Annotated in this window: 6 protein-coding genes; 2 read left to right on the plus strand and 4 right to left on the minus strand. The window is 71.6% G+C overall.

All coding sequences use genetic code 11. The features are described 5' to 3' along the window. Positions 1-95: 95 nt before the first annotated feature. The 3 genes from ACFVX9_RS24330 to ACFVX9_RS24340 form a co-directional block, all read right to left on the minus strand. Positions 96-1,385, minus strand: coding sequence for an alpha/beta hydrolase family protein (locus ACFVX9_RS24330; protein WP_380371486.1), 1,290 nt, complete (start codon positions 1,383-1,385; stop codon positions 96-98). A 153-nt stretch (positions 1,386-1,538) separates the two neighbouring features. Continuing rightward, positions 1,539-2,750 carry an acyl-CoA dehydrogenase family protein gene (locus tag ACFVX9_RS24335; protein ID WP_387983426.1) on the minus strand — a complete coding sequence of 404 codons (1,212 nt, stop codon included), beginning with the start codon at positions 2,748-2,750 and terminating at the stop codon, positions 1,539-1,541. Positions 2,751-2,753: 3 nt separating this feature from the next. After that, complete coding sequence (locus tag ACFVX9_RS24340; RefSeq protein WP_387983427.1) at positions 2,754-3,782, minus strand: phosphotransferase family protein; 1,029 nt, start codon at positions 3,780-3,782, stop codon at positions 2,754-2,756. A gap of 231 nt (positions 3,783-4,013) precedes the next feature. On the opposite strand from ACFVX9_RS24340, the gene ACFVX9_RS24345 reads away from it, so the two are divergent. Further along, positions 4,014-4,853, plus strand: a complete 840-nt coding sequence (locus tag ACFVX9_RS24345) for an SAM-dependent methyltransferase (protein ID WP_380371492.1) — start codon at positions 4,014-4,016, stop codon at positions 4,851-4,853. Positions 4,854-5,730: 877 nt separating this feature from the next. On the opposite strand, the gene ACFVX9_RS24350 is transcribed toward ACFVX9_RS24345, so the two are convergent. Next, positions 5,731-5,931, minus strand: coding sequence for a hypothetical protein (locus ACFVX9_RS24350; RefSeq protein WP_387983429.1), 201 nt, complete (start codon positions 5,929-5,931; stop codon positions 5,731-5,733). Here ACFVX9_RS24350 and ACFVX9_RS24355 point away from each other — a divergent pair. Beyond that, positions 5,930-6,844 (plus strand): hypothetical protein, encoded by a 915-nt coding sequence (locus ACFVX9_RS24355; RefSeq protein ID WP_387983431.1) that lies wholly within the window; start codon positions 5,930-5,932, stop codon positions 6,842-6,844. The genes ACFVX9_RS24350 and ACFVX9_RS24355 overlap by 2 nt on opposite strands. Positions 6,845-6,978: the final 134 nt, after the last annotated feature.

Raw genomic sequence — 6,978 nt, forward strand, 5'->3', positions numbered from 1 at the left:
CTCCACTGGTCACACTTCCGACGACGAAGCCAAGCCCGCGCCCGCAACTCCCACTACAAACGCCGAGGACACACCCCCCAGATGCGGTTGCAGTACTAACGCTCGTACACCATCTCCGGGAAGCGCGCCGAGGGCCCGTCCAGCAGGTGGTCGTCGTGTCCGCGCAGCCAGCGGTCGAGGAAGGACGCGACGTAGGAGCGGGTGGCGAGCACCGCCCGGTCGGGGCGGATGTCGCCGACGTCGGCGCTCAGCCGTTCCGGGGTGATCGCGCCCTGCCGGGCGAGCTGGGGCAGCAGGGACTGCGCGTCGGTGTAGGAGCCGTGCCGGGAGCCGTTCAGCGTGACGTCGGCGTGCCAGCCGGTGCTGTGCTGCCAGAGGGCGTCCCAGCCGGGCTGCCGGTGGTAGTCCCCGGAGTCCTCGTTGCGGGTGCCCATCAGCAGGAACGGGCGGTCCAGGCCGTCCTGGGCGACGCTGGGCAGGTCCACCCCGGTGTGGCCGTCCGGCCCGGGGAAGTGCAGTTGGCCGTCCAGGTTGACGCCGGCCGCGATGCGCGGGTCGTCGTGCATGGCCTGGAGGGCGGTGAAGCCGCCCGCCGAGTGGCCGACCATGCCGATCCGGTCGAGGTCCAGCGAGGCGGCGAGGCCGGCCGGCAGCCGTGGGTCCAGGCGCAGGCCGCCGAGTTCGTCCAGTACGAAGCGGGTGTCGTCCACCCTGGTCTGCATCGACTTGCGCAGCACCGCGCCGATGTCCAGGCCGGGCTGTCCGACCAGCGCGGGGAACACGGAGGTGGCCAGGTTCCCGTCGGGGAAGGCGACTTCGGAGGCCTCGTAGGTGTGGTCCAGCGTCACCACGACGTAGCCGCGCGAGGCCAGGTCCTCGACCAGGCCCGTGCCCCAGGTGCGCGGGTCGCCGAGGCCGGCCGAGTACAGCACCACCGGGCGCGGGCCGCCGGGCAGGGCGGGGGCGTCCGGCCGGGCGTGGGTGCGGATGCCGGCCCAGTCGGTGCGGCCGGGTGTGGCGCCGTGGTTCGCCTGGCCGATGCTGCCCTCGGTGCCGAAGTGTTCGCCGGCGGCGGGGTCCATGTAGCGGGCGCGGTCGGCGCCGGTGGCCGGGCGGGCGGTCGGGTACCAGAGGCTGATCATCAGCTCGCGGCGCTGCCCGGGCTTCCAGGGGTCCTCCCGCCCGGTGTCGGTCAGGTGCAGCGTGGTGGTGCCGATCGGGTACGGCCCGGTGGGCTCCGGCAGCCAGGCCCGGGCCTGGCGCTCGCCACCGCCGTCCGCCCCGGGCGCCGGTGCTGCCGCCACCGCCCCGGGGGCGCCGGCCACTCCGAGCACCGCCGTCGCCGCCAGAAGTACCGCCGCCACGGCCCGTCCCCGCCCGCCCATGATGTCTCTCCTCGTCCCCGTTGATCTGCCAGCCCGCCAGGCTGCTGATCTGCTGATCTGCTGGCCTGCTGATCAGGACAGTACGGGCGGGGGCGGACCGCAGCCGTCATACCCAGGAGCCAACCTGCCCCTGAGTACTCCGGTATGACACCCCTACGGGTGCCGCCGCAGCTCGCGCCGGGCCAGCGAGCGCTTGTGCACCTCGTCCGGTCCGTCGGCCAGCCGCAGGGTGCGGTTGCCGGCCCAGAGCTGCGCGAGCGGGGTGTCCTGGCTGACACCCGCGGCGCCGTGCGCCTGGACGGCCTTGTCGAGGATCCATTCGACGGTGCGCGGGGTGGCGATCTTGATCGCCTGGATCTCGGTGTGCGCGCCCCGGTTGCCGACGGTGTCCATCAGCCAGGCGGTCTTGAGCACCAGCAGCCGCAACTGCTCGATCCTGACCCGGGATTCGGCGATCCAGTCCTGCACCACGCCCTGCTCGGCGAGCGGCCGGCCGAAGGCGACCCGCCCGTTCACCCGGCGGCACATCAGCTCCAGGGCGCGCTCGGCGATGCCGATCGCGCGCATGCAGTGGTGGATCCGGCCGGGGCCGAGCCGGGCCTGCGCGATGGCGAAGCCCGCGCCCTCCTCCCCGATCAGGTTCCCGACCGGGACGCGGACGTCCTCGAACAGCACCTCGGCGTGGCCGCCGTGGTCCGCGTCGTCGTAGCCGAAGACCGTCATGCCGCGCCTGACGGTGACGCCGGGGGTGTCGCGCGGGACGAGCACCATGCTCTGCTGGCGGTGCGGTTCGGCGGCCGGGTCGGTCTTGCCCATCACGATGAGGATCCGGCACTGCGGGTTCATCGCCCCGGTGATGTACCACTTGCGGCCGTTGACGACGTACTCGTCGCCGTCGCGCTCGATCCGGGTGGCGATGTTGGTGGCGTCCGAGGAGGCGACCTCGGGCTCGGTCATCGCGAAGGCGGAGCGGATCTCGGCGTCCAGCAGCGGGCGCAGCCAGCGCTCGTGCTGCTCGGCGGTGCCGAACTGGGCGAGCAGTTCCATGTTGCCGGTGTCGGGGGCCGCGCAGTTGAGCGCGGGCGGGGCCAACTGCGGGCTGCGGCCGGTGATTTCGGCGAGCGGGGCGTACTGGAGGTTGGTCAGGCCGGCGCCGCGCTCCCCGGGGAGGAAGAGGTTCCACAGGCCCTGTTTGCGCGCCTCGGCCTGGAGTTCGGCGACCACGGGCGGGGTGCTCCAGGCCTCGCGGGCCGGGTCGGCGAGCTGCTGCGCGAGGGCCGCCTCCGCCGGGTGCACGTACTGGTCCATGAAGGCCAGCAGCTGCTCGCGGAGTTCGTTGGTGCGGGCGTCGTAGGCGAAGTCCATCGGTCAGTGCTCCTTGAGGGTGCTCAGGCCGTACCGGGCGAGGATCGGGGCCATCTCGCCGGCCCGCTCGAAGCCCGCGCCGAGGGTGCCGCCCTGCTGGTAGCGGTAGTGGATGCCCTCGGCGACGACGGCGAGTTTGAAGGAGGCGAAGGCGACGTACCAGTCCAGGTCGGCGGCCTGTCGGCCGGTCAACTCGGCGTAGTACGCGACGAGTTCGTCCGGCTTCGGGAAGCCGGGGGCGGTCGCGGCGGAGGGGATGATGCCGCCGCCGACGCCGGCGACCTCGGTGTACATCACCAGCAGGCCGACATCGGTGAGCGGGTCGCCGAGGGTGGACATCTCCCAGTCCAGCACGGCGGTGATCGCGTCGCCGTCGCCGACCAGCACGTTGTCCAGCCGGTAGTCGCCGTGCACCAGGGCGGGCGCCGGGGAGATCGGCCGGCGCTCGGCGAGCAGGGCGTGCAGCCGTTCCACGTCGGGCAGTTCGCGGCTGCGGGAGTTCGCCAACTGGGTGGACCAGCGGCGTAGTTGGCGCTCCAGGTAGCCGTCGGGGCGGCCGAAGTCCGCGAGGCCGACGTCGGCCGGGCCGATCCGGTGCAGGGCGGCGAGGGTGTCGACCAGCCGTCGCCCGAGCGCGTGGACGCGCTGCTCGCCGAGGGCGGCGATCGGGGCGAGGGCCCGGTGCGCGACGCCGGGGACGAACTCCATCAGGTACCAGGGGGCGCCGAGCACGTCCGTGCCGGGATCGAGCAGCAGGGTGCGCGGGACGGGCACGTCGGTGTCGCGCAGGGCGGTCATGACGCGGTACTCGCGGCCCATGTCGTGCGCGGTGGCCAGGACGTGCCCGAGCGGCGGGCGGCGCAGCACCCAGCGGTCGGTGCCGTCGGTGAGGACGTACGTGAGGTTGGAGCGACCCCCCTCGACGAGGTCGGCCCGCAGCGGGCCCTGGACGAGGCCGGGCAGCTCCCGGTCCAGGTGGGCGCGGAGGCGGGCCAGGTCCAGCCCGGGCGGCTCGGCGGGGGTCTCGGGCATCGGGCGGCTCCTCGGGGTCCTCGGGGTGTGGCCTCGTTGACTAAGCGCTTGCTTAGCATTCAGCCGGACGCCGCCCGCTGTCAATGCCACCCGCAGGCAACGAGCCCTGGAAAGCGCCCTGTCGGAGTTCACCTACCTCCCGGTTGGCCGGTTTCCCGCCTGGCAGGGCGGCGGGAGGTCGGGTGTGCTGGTAGGTGGACCACGACCGGGACGACAGGGCGAGGAGAAACCATGCCTCACGGCAGCGCAGCGAGCTCCGAGGAAGCGACCCGCAGCTACTACGGCACCGCAGACGTCGACGCGTTCTACGACGCGGTGTGGGGCGGCGAGAACATCCACACCGGGATCTACGCCCGGGCGGACGCATCCGTCGCGGACGCCTCTCGTCACACCGTCGAACAGGCCGCGGACAAGGTCGGCGACCTGGTCCGCGCGGGCAGCTCGGTACTGGACCTCGGTTCCGGCTACGGCGGCCCGACCCGCTACCTCGCCGAACGCTTCGGATGCCGAGTCATCGCCCTCAACCTCAGCGACACCCAGAACCAGCGCCACCGCGCCACGAACGCCGAGCGCGGCCTCGACCACCTCATCGAGGTCGTCACCGGGTCCTTCCACGACATCCCCTACCCCGACCGCAGCTTCGACGTCGTCTGGTCCCAGGAAGCCTTCTGCCACAGCGGCGACCGCCCCCGCCTGCTCAGCGAAGCCGTCCGCGTCCTCAAGCCGGAGGGGGCCCTGGTCTTCACCGACGTGATGGCCGCCGAAGACACCCCCGCCGCCGCCCTGCGCGCCGCCGTCTCCCGACTGGGCGTGGACGCCCTGGCCACGCCGCACTTCTACCGCCGCGCACTCGCCGGCCTGGGGCTCTCCCACACCGACTTCGACGACCGCAGCGACCAACTGCTCAGCCACTACGAGCACATCACCGAGGAGACGCGCCGGCGCGAACAGGAACTGCGCCGCATCATCAGCCCCGCCTACGTCGACAGCCTGCTGGCCAATCTGCCCCTGTGGGTGGCTGCCGCCCGCCGCGAGGAACTACGTTGGGGCATCTTCCACTGCCGCGCCTGACGAGGGACGAACCCTGACGTCCGCGTAGGCGGTGACGCACTCGGCCATGCAACGAGCCCCCGACCCCAAGGCGGTTTCTAGGGCTCATCAGACTTCCGGGTCCATTTCTGACGATGCGTCACATCGCTGATCGCGCGCACACCAGGTGCGGGTGGTGATGGCGGATCGGGCAGCCGGGGCGTGGCGGCCCGTCACCGTCCACACACGTTCGCGTGCGCGTCACTACCGGGGGAGGCTGTTCGTACCATCGGCTCACTCGGCCCTCGGCTCGGGCCGGACACCTGTTGTGCTCCAGCGGCCCGTGCGGTCGCGGACCGAGAGGGGCTGCGGTGAGCAGCCCGCGACGCCGGGCGGCGTCCGGTCCCGCGGCGAGCGTGGAAGCCATCCGGCCGATCGTCCGGATGTGGGGAACCGCCTGCCCGTGCGTCCGTCAACATCACCCGCAGCCGCCTCGGACGCCTCACCCGCCAAGGCTTCCTCGCTCAACCCGGACGAGGCCGCTACCGGAAACGGACTTAACGTCCACTCACACCATCAGCGTCCACCGGTTCTGTATCTCTGTATTGTTCTCGCCCCTTGCGCCACCCGGGTGAACCCACTGGGCGCTGCGACCCGTGTGCCCCAAATGACAGCTGGTGCCACTGATGGCACTCGCGCCTTCTTGGGGAGGGAAGTTGATGAAACGTCATGGTCAGCGCCTGGTCGCCCTGGCCGCATCGATGGCGGCCGCGGTCTCGCTCGTCGTCGCTTCGGGTGGCATGTCGGCGGCTCAGTCGGGCACCGGGGCAGCGGGTCTGCCGGGGATCGGGGGGCCGGGAACGGCGGTGAGCGCCGCGGACCGGCAGGACCTGTCGGTGAAGGCCGAGCCGGGTGGGGTTCAGTGCACGGAGGTGGCCGTGGGGTCGGCGCCTGGGAAGGCGGGTGCGGCGGCCGAGTGCGTGCAGGTCACCGACGGCCCGGCGGGTCGTAGGAGTGTTTCCGAGGCCGTCGGCAGCACGCAGGACGGTGCCGGGGCGTGCTCGATCGGCAGCGCGGGGTACTGGTCGTACGAGCGGTTCGGGTCGTGCCTGAAGGACATGACCACGACCTACACGCTGCGCGACGACAAGGGCACCGCCATCGGTTCGGCCCAGCTCAAGATCAACCTGAGCATGTCGCTGAGCGCCACGAGCTCGATGTGGACCGAACTGGTGACGGTCACCATGGTGTCCTCGACCAGCAACGTGCCGAGCCTCAACATCGCGTTCGACGCCAGCTGTACGGCGCCCTGCCAGATGGGCGCGGCCAAGCCCTGGGCGGGCGCCCGTACGCTGACGCCCGGGACGTCGGCGCAGGGTACGGTCCTGTACTCGGACTCGCCCGCCGTCGGGGCTGTCGACTCCCTGGCGAACGAGTACCACATGTACGTCACGCAGGACAACACCATCCCCCTGCAGCCGAACGTCAACTGGACCAATCCGCGCAAGGTCCGCTGCGACAACGCCGTCCACGAGCCGGGCAAGGGCTCGCCCGGATGCGTCTACGCCGACGTCCGGCCCGACCTGTCCTACTCCCTGACGGACTACGGTGCGGCGGCCGCGACCTACGCCTTCGCACTGAACTACCTGCCCAACATGCCCAAGCAGTTCACGCGACTGAAGGGCGACAGCGAGCCGAACCGCAAGCGCACCTGCGGCGCGCAGAGCACGGTGCCGTTCGCCCAGCTGGACCCGGTCGCGTTCCCGGAGGACAGCTGCGACGAGTTCCCCTTCGCCGGGACGTACCAGGGCGGCACGAACGGCGGGCTGTGCGCCGAGATCGTCCCCCAATTCACCAACGGCAACTGGACGTTCCGTGAGACGACCGGACACCCGGTCACGTACAAGGAGTCGTGCGTGCGGGGCCACGTCCCGCTCCCGGTCAACAAGGCGGCCGGCGGGAAGTACGGCAGCTTCGTCCAGACGCAGCGCCTGATCGACACCGAGGCGTTCACCGTCTCCTGGACGACCTGACGTCCACGGGTCCCGGCCCGAACGACACCGTGGCCGGGGGGCGGGGGGGGGGAGGCAAGAGGGGGGAGGAGGGACACAAAAAAAAAAGACCCACAAAAAAGAAGGCGAGAAACAGAAACCGCCCGGAACCCCTC

Source organism: Kitasatospora sp. NPDC058243 (genome assembly GCF_042882025.1).
In the GTDB taxonomy this organism is placed as follows: domain Bacteria; phylum Actinomycetota; class Actinomycetes; order Streptomycetales; family Streptomycetaceae; genus Kitasatospora.